Raw genomic sequence first — 14841 nt, 5'->3', positions numbered from 1 at the left:
AGGCTTATTGCGGTTTTAGTTGCCGCAACTGATAGTGCAACACCGCCCAGGAACCAAGTACCGCCAGCATGGACGAAATCATCAATAGCAAAATAAACTCCGAGAAACTCAAAAACAGTAAGTCGAATGAACTGTTATACAAGGTCGATAGTTTCTCCACCGGCGTTTCCAGGATCAACAGCATGATCGTCATGATCAGCCAGCCGAGAAAACCCGAGATAAAACCCAGCCAAAAGCCGGTATACAAAAACGGCCGTTGAATAAAAGCATGGGTAGCGCCGACCAGTTTGGAAATAAACACTTCGTCCTGGCGATTCTGCAACTCCAGACGAATGGTATTGCCGGTAATGAAGGTTACCGCGAAACCCAGTAGCAGACTGACTAACATCACACCGCGGCTGGCAATCAGCATGATGGTTTGCAAGCGCGCCACCCATTGCATATCCACCTGCACGAAATCGACTTGCGGGAATTGTTTAAAATCGGACATCAGTTTCTCGATGTCTTCGTTGCTTTCCAGCGCATTTTTCGGCACTACTTGAATCACGCTCGGCAAGGGATTGCGTTCCAGCGCATTCAACGCATCGCTGAAACCGCTATTGGCTTTGAACTCCTCCAGCGCCTGTTTCTTGCTGATAAATTTAACTTCCATGACGCTACCGTTTTGCTGGATTTGCTCGGCGAGCTTCTGGCCGGCAGCGTCGGTAATGTTGTCGTGCAAAAACAAGGACATCTGATTGCTGGACTCCAGATTGCCGGTCAATTGCTGGATGTTAGCGACCACGATATAAAAACTGCTGGCCAAGGAAATGGCGATGGCCAATACCAGAATGGTCATGGTGGAAGTAAAAGGCGTGCGGCTCAGCCGGCCTAGACTGGAGAACAGTCCATGGGCATGGTTGAGCATATAGGCATGGAATAATTCCAGCAGCCTGCTACCGGTTTGTCTGCGGTGATTGCGTTTCATCGTCAACTCGCTATCAAATGGCCTTTATCGAGCGTCAATACTCGATGGCCGAGATGATTAATCAACTCTATATCGTGGCTGGCTATCAACACCGTCACCCCGACCTGTTTGAATTGCTCGAACATGAACATCACTTCGGCGGACAGATCCGGGTCCAAGTTGCCCGTGGGCTCGTCGGCCAGAATTAATTTAGGTTTATTGACAATGGCTCGGGCGATACCTACGCGCTGTTGCTCCCCACCGGACAGGGCCAAGGGATGTTTCCTTTCCTTGCCTAACAGACCCACTTTATCCAAGGATGCCCGCACCCGCCGCGCCACTTCCTGATGGTTATAACCCGAGACCACCAATGGCAGGGCCACGTTATCGAATACCGTTCTATCGTTCAGCAGTTTGTAATCCTGAAAAATCAGACCCAGATTGCGGCGCATATAGGGGATCTTCCGTTCGCCGATGCGCGTAATATCCTGACCATCCAGCAACACGCTGCCGCGCGTGCATTGCTCCATCATCGCGATTAACTTCAGCAAGGTACTTTTACCGGCACCGGAGCGGCCGGTTAAAAATGCCATTTCGCCGCGATGCAAATGAAAGCTGACATCAGTCAAGGCTTCGCCGGCATCGGGATAGCGTTTGCTTACGTGTTCGAATCTCAACATGGTATCTGGCTACTGCGCATCACTCTTGAACAAACAGGGCATCGACGAAAGTTTGCGCATTGAAATCCTGCAAATCGTCAATTTGCTCACCCACACCGATAAAACGAATCGGAATATGCAGTTGATTTGCCAGCGCGAATATAATGCCACCCTTGGCGGTGCCGTCCAGCTTGGTCAAGGCAATACCGGTCAGTTCTACCGCTTCGTTGAATAGTTTAGCTTGCGACAAAGCATTTTGCCCGGTGCCCGCATCCAGTATCAGCAATACCTCGTGCGGGGCTGACTCGTCCAGTTTGCCCATGATGCGTTTGATTTTTTTCAATTCGTCCATCAAGTTGGACTTGGTATGCAAACGTCCGGCGGTATCGGCGATCAATACATCAACGCCTTTGGCTTTGGCTGACTGTAAGGCATCGAAAATCACCGATGCGGAATCAGCGCCGGTATGCTGCGCCACGACTTGAATATCGTTACGCTCGCCCCAGGTTTGCAATTGCTCGACTGCGGCGGCCCTAAAGGTGTCGCCCGCCGCCAACATGACGCTATGGCCTTGTTGCTGCAAGCGTTTGGCCAGCTTACCGATCGAAGTTGTCTTACCAGCGCCGTTAACCCCAACCACCAGAATCACGAACGGCCCATCTTGCTTTGGAATTTGCAGTGGCAAACTGCACGGTTCCAGCATCGCTAACAAATTTTGTTTCAAGGTTTGGCCCAATAATTGGCCGTCATTGAGTTGATCGCGCTCCAGACTATCGGTCAGTTGTTTAATCAATTGCGTGGTGGTTTCGATACCCAGGTCGGCCATCAATAATTGGGCTTCGATGTCCGCCAATAACTCTTTGGTAAGCGCTTTTTGCCCGAATGCCAAGCTGCTCAGTACCCCGCCCAGGCCGGTTCTGGTTTTTTTCAGCTGGGTGGTTAAACGCAAATATAAAGAATCTTCGCTGCTTACCTGAGATACTTCCGCGGGCACCTGTTCGGTTGCAACAGTCTCGACGGCTTCGAAAGCTACACTTTCGTCCTCAGTTCCCGTGCGATAACGGCTGTAAAATAGAATCCCCAGCAACGGCAACATCAGCAACGCAGCGACCGCATTATGCGCAACGGCCAAAGCCAGAGGCAGCTGGTACTTGACGCTAAAAATCCCCAGCGCAATTTGCACTAATAGCAGCAGGCTCAGGATATTCCCCGCCAAACGTACCGGTTTCGGATAGCGTTCCGAGGTAGCGGACAACATCAAAGCGCTGAGCACCAGGAAAGTGAAAGCAGCCAAAACGCGATGCAATGCCTGTATCGCCATTTTCGCATCGGCGGAAAGACCGCTGTCCCTGAACAGATCCAAAAGACTCAGATAATCGCCGCCCGGTAACCATTCGCTGTTACAGCGCGGAAAATCGCTACACGCTAGGCCGGCATAGTTGCTACTGACCCACCCGCCCAGCACAATCTGCGCGAGCAAGACCAGTATCGCCAAACCGGTAAATAGGATGGGGCCGGAACGAACCGGCCTTGCTTCGGCAACCGGATTAAGCCGCAAATAGCTCCAAACTAAAGTCCAAAACGTAAAAAAACCCAACAACAGATGCGCTGTTACGACGCCGGGCCGCGTGCCGGATGTCACCGTCCACATGCCCAAACCGGCTTGCCCGGCTATCAACAGCAATACCAGAGTGGTCAGCATGACTGCAGGCGAACGCGGTTTTTCTCCCCACGCCAATCCAAACCAAACCAACGCTAATAGCGCCAAGCCGCCAGCCAAGTAGCGATGAGCCATTTCTTTCCAAGCTTTTGCGGTATCCAAGGCATACTGCGGAAATCCAGCAGCCGCATCGGCTTTAAATTCCGCGCTGTCACTGACGAAAGCCTTGCCGTAACAACCAGGCCAGTCCGGGCAACCCAATCCGGCGTGGGTTAAGCGCACATACGCGCCGACGATGATGACTAGCAGCGCCAACAACGCGCAGCACAGGGTTAATTTTCTGAACATATTTCTAACCGATTTGTGAAATTCTGAGTAACTTGCTTAAGTCGCTTTTGACTTGGTAAGGATCGTAGCCCGGAGCATATTGCATCATCAGATTTCCTAGTGGGTCCATAATGATCAGCATGCCTTCCGGCAAGGGCTGCGCGTTTAATTGTGTTAACTTTTCCTTTAAGGAGACGGCTGGCAAGGCTTTTAATAAGCGACCGTCATCGCGCCATTCCGCCGGCAGCTGATAAGTTTTTTCAAACAACACCGCCAAGCGGCGAATCCGGGCAATATCTTTACCCATCATCAATGTCAGTTGATGGGTTTTATACAAGGCATCGCGACAGGTTTCCCCGCAGTCCCTCGGCACAGGATTGACCAACACCCAATGGCCTTTCAACTCCTGCATATTTTGCGCGGAAAATGTGTCGTAACCGGAAAATTCATCAGCCGAGGTTACTTGCGGTGGAGTGATCAGCACGCCATTGTTGGTGCCTAGCTTAACGATGTCCGGATTTTTCGCCAAAAACCACGCAAACCCAAAAGGCACGATGGACATGGCGAATATCACTACGATGGTGATGCGGTTTTTTTTATATTGATTATCCACGGTGTATTTTTCGACTACTAATCCAAATAAATAGGGCTGTTAAGGTCAGCGCTAAACCGAACCATTGTACTGCATAGGCCCTATGTTTTTCAGGTGGGATTGCCACAGCAATCTTCCATTGCCGTTGATAGCCATCGGGCTGCGCCGAGTCGAGTTCAATCTGATAATCGGCCAACGCATATCCCAACCTATCCGCCAAGAGTTGGCTATCTATTACTTGTACTCTGACCGGCCAAGTTTCCCCCGGAATTTCCGCGCCTTTTAATTTCAGACCTGGCTCAGGAAAACGGTTAATTCTGCCACGTACTTGTTGTGTCACAGTGCTGATACCAATGTCCGGCAAAACTTCGCGGGAAGCGCCTAACGGGATCCAACCGCGGTTCACTAATATGCCAGGCTGACCGCTATCGGGCAAAAACGGCGTTAAAACCAGATAGCCGGGTTTGCCGTTTAGCGTTTGGTTATCGATTAAAACCTGATGTTTAATATCGTAGTGCCCGGTCACTAAAACCGGTCGATAGCGCAAAACATCCTTATCTATTCCGGTTTGAAGCGTTAAATCCAAGGCTTCCGCGTTGACAACATCTTGCTGTTGCGCCAGTAAAACCGCCTTCTGTTCGCCGCGTCCCAATTGCCAAACCCCCAAACCGCACAACAAACCGAATAACAGCAGATATCCGCTTAATGCGAGTAATGAACAACGGAATTCGATACCCCGCATACTAAATTTGATCATCGGTAACTGCTCCTGTGTGGATATGTGCTATTGGCAAGCGTACCTGAATCGCCGAGAATGCAGGTTTTTATTTATTTTTGCCGCCATGCTCATCAAAACGCTCACTATCGTCGCATTCCTGGCCATCGTCGTCAGCCTCGGGTCCGCACTGTTTCATATTGTCAAACACAAGGAAGACAGCGATTCGGCCAAGACCGCCAAGGCTTTAACCATGCGTATCGGTCTCTCGCTGGCCTTATTCGTCCTACTGTTCATCGCGTACACCACAGGCATGGTTCAACCCCACGGCATCGGTGCCCGCATGCATGCCAACCAAAATCCAGCAACTGCAACGTCAAACCCTTAAAAATCGACAAAAAAAAAGCGCGATCCGCAAAGACCGCGCTTTTTCCGGTTTGATTAACAGCTGTTACATCATGTAAACAAACACGAACAGACCCAACCAGACCACGTCGACAAAATGCCAGTACCAAGCGGCTGCTTCGAAGGCAAAGTGGTTTTCCGGCGTGAAATGACCTTTCCAGCTTCTGAACAACACGACCGATAAAATAATTGCACCGACACAGACATGGAAACCGTGAAAACCGGTCAACATAAAAAAGGTTGAACCGTAGATGCCCGAACCCAGAGTCAAACCCATTTCATGGTAGGCTTCGTAATACTCGGTCGCTTGGAATGCTACGAACAAAAAGCCCAAACCAACAGTAGCGATCAAACCTTTGATCAGTTGATCGCGATTTTTTGCTAACAAACCGTGATGCGCCCAAGTACAAGTTACACCGCTGGACAACAGCAACAAGGTATTCAGAAACGGTAAACCAAACGCACCCATCGGTTCGAAATCACCACCTACTTTACCGGGACCGTTGGTAGGCCAAACTGATTGAAAAGCCGGCCACAAAGTATCGTGTGTCGAACGGCCCGGCCCGCTTGGAAAGCCGGTTTCACCCAGCCAAGACACGGACAAATTACGTGTGTACCAAAGTGCACCGAAGAAAACGGCGAAGAACATGACTTCGGAAAAAATGAACCACATCATGCCCATACGATAAGAAATACCGACACCGTGGTTGTACATACCGGATTCGCTCTCTGTGGACTGCAACGCAAACCACAACCCCAGCATCACCAAAAATATCACAAAACCCGTCAGCATCATGCCGGAACCGATCGACGAACCGTTCAGATGATTAGCAAACCCCGCCAGCGTCATCATCAAACCGCCGGTAGCCAAAACCGGCCATACGGCTTTATGCGGTATGTAATAACTATCGTGTGTAGACATATCCTTCCCCTCTATTTTTTACTGATGTTAGTGTTATCAAAAAAAGTGTATGCAAGCGTGACGGTCTTATAGCGTTCGGGTAACGCCGGCTCCACAACGAAACGAACCGGCATGGTTTTTTCTTCGTTTGCTGCAAAAGTTTGTTCAGAAAAGCAAAAACACTGAGTCTTTTTAAAAAACTCTGCCGCCAAGCCGGGAGTAATACTAGGTATCGCTTGGGCAATCATCGGCTTGTTAGTGGTATTTTTGGCATAAAAATTAACGGTGTAGTATTCACCGGGATGCACTTTCATGCTTTTCACTTCTGAACGGAACAACATCGGAGTGGACTCGTTTAAGGACGTGAGAAACTCGACAGTCACCTCCCTATTTTTATCCACCTGATACGCCGCCTCCTGAACCGCTTGACCTTCAACTTTACCGTTCAAACCGGTTAAATCGCAAAGCACATCGTAAAGTGGCACCAGAGCATAACCAAAACCAAACATGGCAATTGCGACAAGCGCCAGCTTACGGACCAACTTGATATTTTTTTGCCCAATATCGTCGCTCATTGCGAGATAGCCTTAATAACCGCAAATACGTATATCGTAAAGGCCACCGCAAACAACACCAAAGCCGTCAAAATGTTTTTCTTTTTTGTATCCATTTCATTACCCAATAAGCCATGTCAACTGACATGGCTTATTTCAGTCACTCATTTCAAGCCTTAAAAATGCTCGGTAGGGATTCTCGCCGGCGGTGTGCTGAAGGTGTGATAAGGCGCAGGCGAAGGCACGGTCCATTCCAGACTGTGTTTGCTGGCATCTTCCCAAACCTCGTCACTCACTTTTTCGCCGGTTCCACCGCGGATGGTGTCGATGACGATGTACACAAACAACAGCTGGCTAAAACCGTAGATGAAAGCACCAATACTGGACACCATATTCCAATCGGCGAATTGAATCGCATAATCGGGGATACGACGCGGCATGCCAGCCAAACCCAGGAAATGTTGCGGGAAGAACAAGATGTTTACCGATACCGCTGACAACCAAAAATGCAGCTTGCCGATCTTCTCGTTGTACATATTGCCGGTCCATTTAGGCAACCAAAAATATCCGGCAGCCATCAGAATGAAAATAGACGCAGGCACCAAGGTGTAGTGAAAGTGGGCAACGATGAAATAGGTATCGTGGTATTGAAAATCCACCGGCGCTACCGACATCATCAAACCGGTGAAACCACCCATCGTGAACAGCACCACAAACGCAATCGAAAACAGCATCGGTGTTTCGAAGGTCATCGAGCCCTTCCACATCGTAGCGGTCCAGTTGAACACTTTTACGCCGGTCGGAATCGCAATCAGCATGGTGGCGTACATAAAGTACAACTCACCGGCGACTGGCATACCGACGGTAAACATGTGGTGAGCCCAAACGATGAAAGACAAGAAGGCAATCGCACCGGTCGCATACACCATAGAGGCATATCCAAACAGCGGCTTACGGGCAAATACCGGAATGATGGTCGACGCCACACCGAAGGTCGGCAGAATCATGACATACACTTCAGGGTGACCGAAGAACCAGAAAATGTGTTGATACAACACCGGGTCACCGCCGCCGGCTGCATCGAAGAAGCTGGTATCGAAGAATTTGTCGGTCAACAACATGGTCACCGCACCGGCGAATACCGGCATGATGGCGATCAACAAGAACGCAGTGATCAACCAAGTCCAAACGAACAATGGCATTTTCATCAAGGTCATGCCAGGAGCGCGCATATTAAAAATGGTGGCGATCACATTGATAGCACCCATGATGGATGAGATACCCAACAAATGCACAGAGAAAATAGCGAACGGAAAGGATTTACCGTTTTGGAAAACCAAAGGCGGATAAAAAGTCCAACCACCCGATGGCGCGCCACCTTCCATGAACAAAGTGCTGGCCAACAACAATACGCCTGCCACCAACATCCAGAAGCTCATGTTGTTCATCCGTGGCAAGGCCATATCCGGCGCACCGATCATCATCGGAATCATCCAGTTTGCCAAGCCAACGAACGCCGGCATGACGGCGCCGAACACCATCACCAAAGCATGCATGGTGGTCATGGAGTTAAAGAAGTTTGGATCGACAAATTGCAGGCCTGGCTCGAATAATTCAGAGCGTATCACCAATGCCATGGCACCACCGACAAAAAACATTGCCAGACCAAATACCAGATACAAGGTGCCTATATCTTTGTGGTTGGTGGTAAATATCCACCGTAAAACGCCCTTCTCAGGGCCGTGATCGTGGTGATCGTGGTGATCATCATGTTCAGCTACGACAGCAGTCATACTTTATACCTCAGCAAAAATTAGAAAATGAGTTCATTGCGAAAATCAGTGAATTACTCATCATCGTCCCATTTAGGTGTGATTTTATTAGGCTGAATCTCATCACCCACGTTGTTACCCAATGCCGGCGCGTTTCTGATGTAAGTGATCAGTTCGGCCAATTCGTCATCCGGCAATTTTTTGAAGGCCGGCATTTTGCTCGTACCTGCCTGTATAAAACCAATCAGCTGATCCATATTGCCGGTGACTTTCGCGCTGCCTCGCAAAGCGGGGAACCAACCGGAGATGCCGTTACCATCGATCTGGTGGCAAGCCACGCAGTTTTTCAGATAAACAGATTCACCTTTTGCCATCAGCGTGTTGCGGGTTTGGTCGCTCAAATCAGGTGCTTGGTTCTGTTTCTCCAGATTCGCTTTCACCCAGGCGTCGTATTGATCCTGTTCCATCGCCACCACTACCACAGGCATAAAGCCATGGTCTCGACCGCATAGCTCGGTACATTGGCCGCGGTAAGTGCCTGGTTTATCAACTGAAGTCCAAGCTTCGTTGATAAAACCGGGGTTGGCGTCTTTTTTCCAGCCCAGATCAGGCACCCACCAGGAGTGAATCACGTCGCCAGCAGTAAACAGAAAGCGGATTTTCTTACCAACCGGCACCACCAGCGGCTTGTCCACGTTCAACAAGTAATTGGGCACGTTACGCGGGTCCATGGAACTGACCCTATGAGTTTTTTCGCTGGCCTCGTCTAAATGGCTTTCGAAATGCACGCCGCTATCCAGGTATTCATACTCCCAATACCATTGTTTACCGGTGACTTTAATGCTCATCTCTGAGTCCTGCACCTTGTCCAAATCGATTACGGCTTTGGTGGCAGGAATCGCCATACCCACCAGAATCAGGGTGGGAATGATGGTCCAGATGATCTCAACAGTCGTATTCTCATGAAACTGCTCGGCTTTATGGCCCTTTGATTTACGATGATGATAAATCGAGTAAAACATAGTGCCGAACACCGCGATCCCAATAAACACGCAGATCCACAGAATCAGCATGTGCAAATCGTAGAGCTCGTTACTGAGTTGCGTCACGCCCTTCATCAGGTTGAGTGTATAGTCCGCATGCGCAGTCCCCAAGCCTAAAGCCATCAGGACTAAACAAGCGAGCAGTTGCTTTGTTTTCTTCACGGAGCAGCCTCCCCATTGGTAGTTATAAACTTGTATGCGTTATATCTTCGTAATATCGTCGCAAGACCCTTTAACCGGCGAACAATTCCATTTACTGATAATTATCATAAATTAACTGGGCAATTTTAACCCATGACTCACCCACAAACCAGAAGAGGTTTTCCCGTTTGTAAAAAATACACATAAAAAAGGCTTGGGAGCATCGCTGCTCGCAAGCCTTTTGTTGCGTAATAGAGACAGATTTATGCTGTCATTACTTCAATGCGTCAGAATACGCCATGTCGAATTTAGGAATATGGCTATCCAACCAGCTTTTGACCAATTGCCCCACGTCTTCGGTGACTTCGGCTTCGCCAGCATGAAATTTTTTCTGTAAATCCGCGCAGATACCGATCAACGCTTCGTGCTCGGCTTTGTGCCTATCATAACCAGCAAAGCCCTTTGCCACCATTTCCTTTTCTTCGTGAGCAAAGTGATCAACCACATAGGCAATCAGCGCATCCAGCGAAGCGCCAACGGTTGCGCGCGCGGCGCCGCCCGTGGCTTCATCGTACAGTTTATTCAGCAAACCGAACAAGGTTTGGTGCTCTTGGTCGGCAAATCCGACATTAGTGCCATATTGAGCCGCAGTCCAAGTAATTAAAGCCATATAACGTCTCCTGGTTGTTTTTGTAATGGAGTCGTCATTTTGAACATCTGCTCTTCATTTTTTTTGATTTACATCAACTTTTTGCCAGTTTGGCAAACTCAATTTGCGACGCTAACACATCAAAATCGCCGGCGGCTGAAAACGGCAAAACCCCTAATAGAGGCGCATCCAGACGCTCAAGCAAATACGTTAGATTACCGTCAAAACCCGGCATAGCCTGATCAATTTGCACCGCCACCCAACCGGCACAAGACAAGCCGGCCTGATGTATGGCCGACATAGTCAAGCGCGCGTGATTGATACAACCCAGCCTGACACCCACCACCAGAATCACCGGCAAACGCAAGGCTTGCGCCAGACCGGCGTTGTCCAAAACCCCGCTCATTGGCGAATACCAGCCGCCCGCACCCTCGACCAGTACCACATCAGCCCGTTGTTGTAAGCGGGTAAACCCATCTGAAACAACATCCACTGAAACATCTACACCACCGCAAGCCAAATGCGGGGATATTGCCGCTTCAAAAGCGTAGGGATTGATTTCCCGGTATTCCAGTGACACCGAAGCGTATTGCTGCATCAGTAGCGCATCGGAATTTTTCAGCATTCCGTTATGCCATTCACAGCCGGCGGCCACCGGCTTCATCCCCACCGTACTCAAGCCTTGCATTTGCAGGTAGCGCATCAAGGCAATCGTCGCCCAGGTTTTGCCGACGTTAGTATCCGTACCGGTAATGAAGAACGCGGATTTCATAACCTTGCCCGCACGACAATAATTTCATAGCTGGCCACTACTTCACCGCCTACCATACTGTTCTCGTAGCGCCGAATCATGCGCTGCAATTGCGAACGGGTGGTGGGTCGCCGATTTCTGGCATCGCTAACATTATGCGCCCCCAGGTCTTTTAGCTCATGCATCAAAGCCAGTACCGTGGGGTAAGATAAACGATACATCACAGTATCCACATCAACCCGCCCAAAACCAGCAGCCCTTAAAAAACCGCCAATCTGCCCCGCACTATAAAAATCGTTAACATGAACAAAGTCGTCGACACCGGTCCAAGCGGCTTTCAGTTCTTTTAAAGTTTCCGGACCGAAGGTTGAAAATACCAGCTGCCCATCCTGACGCAATAATCGCCGCACATCGGCAAATACCGCCGGCAAGTCCTGACACCACTGCACGGCCAGATTCGAATAAACTTGTTGCAGACTGTTATCCGCAAAAGGTAGTTTTTCGGCATCGGCACAAACATATTCTACCGATACAGCACCGTTGTTCCGTCGCGACGCTTGCAGCATGGGCAATGCAATATCCAATGCCAAACAAGACTGATTCAGACCATCTAACGGCAAACATCGCGTCAAAAAACCGGTGCCGCACCCAATATCCAGCACCCAGCCCGGTGCGGATCGCAACGGATATTTTTGCAGCAAGGCTAATCCCACCTGGCGTTGCAACATCGCCGCCGAATCATAACTCCCAGCCGCCGCCGCAAACGAACGCCTAATTTTAGCTTTATCCAACACGGCAAAACTCATTCAGCCGCAGCAACGATGTCGCATAGCTGCTGGGCGTGCGATAAAAATGGCACATGTCCGGCACTTGCCAGAACATGTAGTTTGACGCGCGTGCTTAAAGTCTTTACAGCTTGCCCGGTTTGTACCGGAATCAAAGTATCTTTATCGCCTTGCATGACCGTGGTCGGACAGTGCAAGCCCACCACGGACTTGCGCAAATCGCTATTTTTCAGAATTTGCAAACCACCCTGCAACGCATCGCGCGCCGGCGCATCGCACTCATGTACTGCCAAGCGCAATTGCTGTAACAACTGCCGGCTTTCCGGCAAGCCCTGAACTTGCAAACCCAAAAAGCGCTGCAAGGTCAATTTCGTGTCATCGCTAAGTTGGGCGACAAAACCATCCAACACTTCCGGCCTCACTCCCGGCCAATCGGCAGTTTTGACAAATTTAGGATTGCCGGACAGCAAAAACAACGACTGCACTCGTTCCGGACGGCGCGCCGCCATATCCAAAGCCACCGTCGCACCCAGCGACCAACCTAACAAGCTAAAACGATTGACCGGAATCGCGTCAAATAAAGCGGACGTAATAGCCGACAGGTCATATGCATCCAAACCGGCACTGCGGCCGTGACCGGGCAAATCCAGGCAAATCACCTGGCGATGCCGAGCCAGTTGCCTGGCAAACTCGCGCCAAATGCCGCTATGCATCGCCCAACCGTGCAGCATGACCAACGGTAATCCCCGGCCGTATATTTCTCTATGAATACCGGTCATGGCAAAGCCTTGGACAATGCGTCAAGCAACGCATCGACCTGCTGTTCGGTATGATTGGCGGAAAAAGTGATCCGCAAGCGCGCACTGCCGGGCGGTACGGTCGGCGGTCGGATCGCACTGACCCAAAACCCTTGTTCCAGTAAGCGCTGACTAGCCGCCAAGGCTTGGCCGCTTTCGCCAATCAGAACGGGCTGGATCGCGGTAAAAGAATCCATCAGTAGCAAACCTTGTTGCTGCGCACCTTTTCGGAAACGGCGGATCAGATTTTGCAATTGTTCGCGGCGCCAGGACTCACTTTGCAACACCCGCAAACTGGCGCGTGTCGCCTCGGCCACAGCCGCCGGCAAGGCGGTGGTGAAGACATAACTCCGGGCTTTTTGAATCAGCATCTCGATCAAATCCTCGGAACCGGCCACGAAGGCGCCGAAGGTCCCAAATGCCTTGCCCAAAGTCCCGATTAGAATGGGTACGTCATCCTGACTCAAACCAAAATGCTCGACAACGCCGCCGCCGTTTTTACCGAGTACGCCAAAACCGTGGGCATCGTCGATCAATAAACCGGCATGACGCTGTTTGACTAACTCAACCATGGCGGGCAATGGCGGCAAATCGCCATCCATGCTGAACACGCCGTCGCTGACCACCAAAGCCTTCCCGGAAGCCGCAGCGAGCTTAGTCTGCAAATCTTCACAATCGGCATGCCGATAGCGCTGAAAACGCGCCCGTGACAACAAACCGCCGTCCAACAAAGAAGCGTGATTCAAGCGATCCTCCAATACCGTATCGCCGCGACCCAACAATGCCGAAATCACGCCGAGATTGGCCATATAACCGGTCGAAAATAGCAAGGCTCGCTCCCGACCGGTAAAGGCCGCCAATTCTTCTTCCAAAGCATGATGCGCGCTACTGTGACCGCAAATCAGATGCGCAGAACCGCTGCCAACTCCGAAGCGATCGACACCAGCTTTAAACGCTGCAGCAACCTCAGGATGATTAGCCAGCCCCAGATAGTCGTTACTGCAAAAATTGATTAGCTGCCGGCCATCGACATTCAGCGTAATGCCTTGCGGACCATCGACTACCCTGCGGCGCCGATATAGGTTATCGCGCTCCAGCTGCCGCAGCTGGCCGGCAAAGTCGTAGAAATTATTGGCCATTAGGCGTAGCTGGAACCGCCCATTTTAACGCCCAAACGTTCGAACAATTGCTGGTCGTGGTTAGTCATCGGGTTATCGGTGGTCAGCAGTTTATCGCCATAGAAAATCGAGTTGGCGCCGGCCAGGAAACACAAAGCCTGCATCTCGTCGCTCATTGCTTTGCGGCCAGCCGACAGGCGTACCCGCGACTGCGGCATTAGAATTCTGGCCACAGCGATGGTACGCACAAACACGATAGGATCCAGCGCTTCGGTGCCGTGCAATGGCGTACCTTCCACCTGCACCAACATATTGATTGGGACGCTTTCCGGATGCTTGGGCATATTCGCCAGTTGCAACAACAATTTGGCGCGGTCAGTTTGCGATTCGCCCATTCCAACTATCCCTCCGCAGCATACATTGATGCCGGCATCACGTACCCGTTCCAGCGTATCCAAACGGTCTTGATAAGTGCGGGTGGTGATGATTTCCGAATAGTAATCTTCCGAAGTATCCAGATTGTGGTTGTAATAATCCAGGCCGCCGTCCTTCAAGGCTTGGGTCTGCTTATCGCTGAGCATACCTAGCGTTACGCAAGTTTCCATACCCAGCGCTTTCACGCCCTGCACCATTTCCACGACTCTTTCGATGTCTCTGTCCTTCGGACTACGCCAAGCCGCACCCATGCAAAACCGCGACGCGCCCTGCTCCTTGGCTTGCTGCGCGGCTTTTAAGACGGCGTCAACCGGCATTAGGGCTTCCGGATTTAAGTCAGAATCATAGCGCGCACTTTGCGGGCAATAGCCGCAATCCTCGGAGCAGGAACCGGTTTTGATGCTTAACAAACTGCTCACCTGGATCTCGTTGGGATCGAAATACACCCTGTGCACGCTTTGCGCCTGAAAAATCAAATCGTTAAACGGTAGCGCCAGCAAAGCTTCGACTTCGTGTAATTGCCAATCGTGACGGATGGTGGCCGTTGATTCCAAGGGTTTCTGGCTTGCAGACATTCTGATAATCTCCGAA

16 protein-coding genes are annotated in these 14841 nt (G+C 50.6%); 1 reads left to right on the top strand and 15 read right to left on the bottom strand.

Features of this window, described 5'->3' with window-relative positions; all coding sequences use genetic code 11:
* Positions 1 to 4: 4 nt before the first annotated feature.
* From ftsX to ACMXD4_RS09450, 5 genes are read right to left on the bottom strand one after another with little or no spacing between them, the layout of a single operon-like run.
* Positions 5 to 967, bottom strand: a complete 963-nt coding sequence (gene ftsX / locus ACMXD4_RS09470; RefSeq protein ID WP_033156567.1) for a permease-like cell division protein FtsX — start codon at positions 965 to 967, stop codon at positions 5 to 7.
* Between the two features lie 2 nt (positions 968 to 969).
* Positions 970 to 1626, bottom strand: a complete 657-nt coding sequence (ftsE, locus tag ACMXD4_RS09465; RefSeq protein ID WP_033156568.1) for a cell division ATP-binding protein FtsE — start codon at positions 1624 to 1626, stop codon at positions 970 to 972.
* A gap of 19 nt (positions 1627 to 1645) precedes the next feature.
* Positions 1646 to 3613, bottom strand: a complete 1968-nt coding sequence (gene ftsY / locus ACMXD4_RS09460) for a signal recognition particle-docking protein FtsY (protein WP_415880585.1) — start codon at positions 3611 to 3613, stop codon at positions 1646 to 1648.
* A 4-nt stretch (positions 3614 to 3617) separates the two neighbouring features.
* Complete coding sequence (locus tag ACMXD4_RS09455) at positions 3618 to 4205, bottom strand: hypothetical protein (protein ID WP_415880584.1); 588 nt, start codon at positions 4203 to 4205, stop codon at positions 3618 to 3620.
* Positions 4198 to 4941: an SURF1 family protein gene (locus ACMXD4_RS09450; RefSeq protein ID WP_415880583.1), complete on the bottom strand. Its 744-nt coding sequence runs from the start codon at positions 4939 to 4941 to the stop codon at positions 4198 to 4200. The genes ACMXD4_RS09455 and ACMXD4_RS09450 overlap by 8 nt, the downstream gene beginning before the upstream one ends.
* On the opposite strand from ACMXD4_RS09450, the gene ACMXD4_RS09445 reads away from it, so the two are divergent.
* Positions 4934 to 5287, top strand: a complete 354-nt coding sequence (locus ACMXD4_RS09445; RefSeq protein WP_415880582.1) for a twin transmembrane helix small protein — start codon at positions 4934 to 4936, stop codon at positions 5285 to 5287. The two genes, ACMXD4_RS09450 and ACMXD4_RS09445, sit on opposite strands and share 8 nt — an antisense overlap.
* Before the next feature lie 63 nt (positions 5288 to 5350).
* Here ACMXD4_RS09445 and ACMXD4_RS09440 read toward each other — a convergent pair whose 3' ends face one another.
* The 10 genes from ACMXD4_RS09440 to bioB all read right to left on the bottom strand — a co-directional run bounded on the left by ACMXD4_RS09440 (position 5351) and on the right by bioB (position 14825).
* The gene (locus ACMXD4_RS09440) at positions 5351 to 6226 is read right to left on the bottom strand and encodes a cytochrome c oxidase subunit 3 (RefSeq protein WP_033156572.1); all 876 of its coding nucleotides are present in this window, start codon (positions 6224 to 6226) and stop codon (positions 5351 to 5353) included.
* Positions 6227 to 6237: 11 nt separating this feature from the next.
* Positions 6238 to 6780: a cytochrome c oxidase assembly protein gene (locus ACMXD4_RS09435; protein WP_205450427.1), complete on the bottom strand. Its 543-nt coding sequence runs from the start codon at positions 6778 to 6780 to the stop codon at positions 6238 to 6240.
* Between the two features lie 155 nt (positions 6781 to 6935).
* A complete protein-coding gene (gene ctaD, locus ACMXD4_RS09430) occupies positions 6936 to 8552 on the bottom strand; it encodes a cytochrome c oxidase subunit I (protein WP_033156574.1) in 1617 nt (538 codons plus the stop codon).
* Between the two features lie 53 nt (positions 8553 to 8605).
* The gene (gene coxB, locus ACMXD4_RS09425) at positions 8606 to 9736 is read right to left on the bottom strand and encodes a cytochrome c oxidase subunit II (protein WP_415880581.1); all 1131 of its coding nucleotides are present in this window, start codon (positions 9734 to 9736) and stop codon (positions 8606 to 8608) included.
* Between the two features lie 253 nt (positions 9737 to 9989).
* Positions 9990 to 10385, bottom strand: a complete 396-nt coding sequence (locus ACMXD4_RS09420; protein ID WP_415880580.1) for a bacteriohemerythrin — start codon at positions 10383 to 10385, stop codon at positions 9990 to 9992.
* A gap of 73 nt (positions 10386 to 10458) precedes the next feature.
* Complete coding sequence (gene bioD / locus ACMXD4_RS09415; RefSeq protein WP_415880579.1) at positions 10459 to 11136, bottom strand: dethiobiotin synthase; 678 nt, start codon at positions 11134 to 11136, stop codon at positions 10459 to 10461.
* The gene (gene bioC, locus ACMXD4_RS09410) at positions 11133 to 11921 is read right to left on the bottom strand and encodes a malonyl-ACP O-methyltransferase BioC (RefSeq protein ID WP_415880578.1); all 789 of its coding nucleotides are present in this window, start codon (positions 11919 to 11921) and stop codon (positions 11133 to 11135) included. The genes bioD and bioC overlap by 4 nt, the downstream gene beginning before the upstream one ends.
* Positions 11918 to 12679 carry a pimeloyl-ACP methyl ester esterase BioH gene (gene bioH, locus ACMXD4_RS09405; protein WP_415880577.1) on the bottom strand — a complete coding sequence of 254 codons (762 nt, stop codon included), beginning with the start codon at positions 12677 to 12679 and terminating at the stop codon, positions 11918 to 11920. Before bioH ends, bioC begins: the two co-directional genes overlap by 4 nt.
* A complete protein-coding gene (bioF, locus tag ACMXD4_RS09400; protein WP_415880576.1) occupies positions 12676 to 13836 on the bottom strand; it encodes an 8-amino-7-oxononanoate synthase in 1161 nt (386 codons plus the stop codon). The genes bioH and bioF overlap by 4 nt, the downstream gene beginning before the upstream one ends.
* Entirely contained in the window at positions 13836 to 14825 is a 990-nt protein-coding gene (gene bioB, locus ACMXD4_RS09395) for a biotin synthase BioB (RefSeq protein ID WP_415880575.1), read from the bottom strand. Before bioB ends, bioF begins: the two co-directional genes overlap by 1 nt.
* Between the last annotated feature and the right edge of the window lie 16 nt (positions 14826 to 14841).

Origin of the sequence: Methylomonas sp. TEB (assembly GCF_047777895.1) — a bacterium.
GTDB lineage: Bacteria > Pseudomonadota > Gammaproteobacteria > Methylococcales > Methylomonadaceae > Methylomonas.
Note: the sequence above shows the minus strand (reverse complement) of the source record. Positions and strands in the feature narration are given on the sequence as shown.

What these genes read in the sequence shown, in the direction of transcription:
- bioD (WP_415880579.1), bottom strand. Translation starts at nt 11,136, where the DNA reads ATGAAATCCGCGTTCTTCATTACCGGTACGGATACTAACGTCGGCAAA.
- ftsX (WP_033156567.1), bottom strand. Translation starts at nt 967, where the DNA reads ATGAAACGCAATCACCGCAGACAAACCGGTAGCAGGCTGCTGGAATTA.
- bioH (WP_415880577.1), bottom strand. Translation starts at nt 12,679, where the DNA reads ATGACCGGTATTCATAGAGAAATATACGGCCGGGGATTACCGTTGGTC.
- bioB (WP_415880575.1), bottom strand. Translation starts at nt 14,825, where the DNA reads ATGTCTGCAAGCCAGAAACCCTTGGAATCAACGGCCACCATCCGTCAC.
- ftsE (WP_033156568.1), bottom strand. Translation starts at nt 1,626, where the DNA reads ATGTTGAGATTCGAACACGTAAGCAAACGCTATCCCGATGCCGGCGAA.
- ACMXD4_RS09440 (WP_033156572.1), bottom strand. Translation starts at nt 6,226, where the DNA reads ATGTCTACACACGATAGTTATTACATACCGCATAAAGCCGTATGGCCG.
- ACMXD4_RS09435 (WP_205450427.1), bottom strand. Translation starts at nt 6,780, where the DNA reads ATGAGCGACGATATTGGGCAAAAAAATATCAAGTTGGTCCGTAAGCTG.
- ftsY (WP_415880585.1), bottom strand. Translation starts at nt 3,613, where the DNA reads ATGTTCAGAAAATTAACCCTGTGCTGCGCGTTGTTGGCGCTGCTAGTC.
- ctaD (WP_033156574.1), bottom strand. Translation starts at nt 8,552, where the DNA reads ATGACTGCTGTCGTAGCTGAACATGATGATCACCACGATCACCACGAT.
- ACMXD4_RS09450 (WP_415880583.1), bottom strand. Translation starts at nt 4,941, where the DNA reads ATGATCAAATTTAGTATGCGGGGTATCGAATTCCGTTGTTCATTACTC.
- bioC (WP_415880578.1), bottom strand. Translation starts at nt 11,921, where the DNA reads ATGAGTTTTGCCGTGTTGGATAAAGCTAAAATTAGGCGTTCGTTTGCG.
- ACMXD4_RS09420 (WP_415880580.1), bottom strand. Translation starts at nt 10,385, where the DNA reads ATGGCTTTAATTACTTGGACTGCGGCTCAATATGGCACTAATGTCGGA.
- bioF (WP_415880576.1), bottom strand. Translation starts at nt 13,836, where the DNA reads ATGGCCAATAATTTCTACGACTTTGCCGGCCAGCTGCGGCAGCTGGAG.